This is a genomic window from Gordonia sp. 852002-10350_SCH5691597, from assembly GCF_001665715.1.
Classification (GTDB): Bacteria; Actinomycetota; Actinomycetes; order Mycobacteriales; family Mycobacteriaceae; genus Gordonia; species Gordonia sputi.
Window position 1 is genome coordinate 1 of record NZ_LZMO01000147.1, and the last position, 1,946, is coordinate 1,946.

The following is a 1,946-nucleotide window of genomic DNA, read 5'->3' on the forward strand; positions in this document are numbered from 1 at the left end:
CGGTGGAGCTAAGGGGACTCGAACCCCTATCGAACAGTGTCCCCACCTGCGATGACCTGCACAAACACCCACTTTTCACCACTAGCTAACCACTTGCCGACCTGCGGAAATGACTTCGTGTGTTGCTTGAGCAACATGGCTCACAAGCCGCAGACGACGCAGCCGATTCACTGTGAGAGGCGCATACGCCAACGCTTCCTCGGTGTCGCACAGATTGTTTACTCGTTGCCAAAAACGTGTCACCGACAAACCAAACTCCGCGTTGATCGCCTCGGCCATAGCGCCACTGTGATTCCAGCGCCGACCCGCCATGTCGAGGAGTCGACGATCCTCGTCAGTCATGCCCGCTCCTCAAGTTGCTTCCCCACCCACACCTTTTCCTCCTCAGTCATCGACTGGACGAACGCCACCAGCATCGGCAGGTCGACCCAAAGCTCTGCTGCGGTCTCGCGTGCATCCCTTGCCCACAAGAGGGCGTCAACAAGCGCGTCGAGCTGGATCAGGCGTCGGGAGGCGATGCGCTCGACGGCCAGTTCCTCGCGAGCGCGCAGCACGTGGTCTACCGGGAAAATACGGCGCTCATCGTGAACGAGTTCGTGCGTGAGGGTGCACCGTCGCTGCGCTTGGTCGTCGGCGGTGTTGATTGCGATGCGATCGCCACGCAGGCATCCTCGTCGGCCGTCAGCCATGCGCTCGAACGTGATGGTCAGGTGTTCCCGGTTTCGTGCGTCTCGCCAGGGGTGGTACATACCGGACAAGCTAGGGGAAGGCTCTGACAAAAACGGGCGTGACCAGGAATTACACAGATGTAAGTTGCGTGCGGAGGTTCATCTCCATCGCCTGTTCTGAGATAATCTTCTCCCACCCAGGCGTACTACCTCCGGCTACGTGAACCGCAGTACGCGCGGCCGCGAATGCGCTGGTGACGGCATCTTCGGCGCGCTCCGCATTAATCGACATCGACATCTCGATTGTTCGCGCTGCAAGGTTGAGCGAAGCGTCAGCATCCATGCCGTCCATGTCAGCGAGGCAATCGGCCACATCCTCGAAGATGGTTTCCAGGTCTGTGTCCGAGAAGTCCTCGAACTCTAGCCGGAACTCAATGTGAAACCAGTTCATCGCGCCTTTCAACAGTCTTGCCGCTCGAACCACTTGCCCGCGTTCTTCCCGTAGTTCGGGTCCGAAGGGGTGAGGTGGATACTCCGCTGGTGTTGACCACACGGACAATACGCCCGGTAGTACTTCTTGTTCTTGATTATGCGCCATCCAGCTCTTTCTGCCTGCGTGAGGATGCTCTCAAGATCTTGACGTGGGTGTTTCGGTCGATCACTCACGCCCCGTCCTCCGGCCCGTCGGGGTCGGGCGCTTCACCCTGCTGGTCCATGTCTCGGCGGGTCTGCTCACCCTCAGAGATACCACCGGTATCGCGGGCGGCAAGGGCGAACTGGTCGTCAGCCTCCGACTCCAAAGCCGCGCCTTTCAATGCTTGCGACATGCTCTCGATCGAGGTCCGATTGTGTGGAACGACCTCAATCATGACCACCTCATTGAGGTTCGACGCCACTACATCAACAAACACTCCGTTGACGTCTACCTGTCGTCGGACTTCGTATCCGAGCATCTGTAATGCCTCAGCCACCCTGCCAACTGCGTCGGCCTCATTGGCGCCACGGACTGTTGTAACCAAGGTGAGCGGCTGTGGCTGGTTCGGTCCGTACCTTACGGTCACCGCCGCAAAGGTCTTCTGCTCTTCGTCCTCTTCGCTCGATGCATCCTGTTCCGTCGTAGCTTCCACTGCATTGTCTCGCTCCCTTGCATCCAGGAGCGCGTTCACAATCTCAACGACTGCTGCGCGCTCGCGTTGATTCAGTAGGTCCGCGCGAGTTGGCAACACGAATGGGGCAGTAGGTTCGGCCCCGTTCACTTTCGAGCGGATGGCACTGAAC

Annotated in this window: 4 protein-coding genes; all 4 read right to left on the bottom strand. The window is 59.0% G+C overall.

Annotated elements, in window-relative coordinates; all coding sequences use genetic code 11:
- Positions 1-81 precede the first annotated feature (81 nt).
- Positions 82-342 carry a DUF3263 domain-containing protein gene (locus A5777_RS24145; protein WP_082933633.1) on the bottom strand — a complete coding sequence of 87 codons (261 nt, stop codon included), beginning with the start codon at positions 340-342 and terminating at the stop codon, positions 82-84.
- Positions 339-749: a hypothetical protein gene (locus A5777_RS11280; protein ID WP_231895028.1), complete on the bottom strand. Its 411-nt coding sequence runs from the start codon at positions 747-749 to the stop codon at positions 339-341. Before A5777_RS11280 ends, A5777_RS24145 begins: the two co-directional genes overlap by 4 nt.
- Positions 750-798: 49 nt before the next feature.
- Positions 799-1,266 carry a hypothetical protein gene (locus A5777_RS11285; RefSeq protein ID WP_156529351.1) on the bottom strand — a complete coding sequence of 156 codons (468 nt, stop codon included), beginning with the start codon at positions 1,264-1,266 and terminating at the stop codon, positions 799-801.
- A 64-nt stretch (positions 1,267-1,330) separates the two neighbouring features.
- The coding region (locus A5777_RS11290; protein WP_231895029.1) for a hypothetical protein at positions 1,331-1,946 on the bottom strand (616 nt) is incomplete at its 5' end.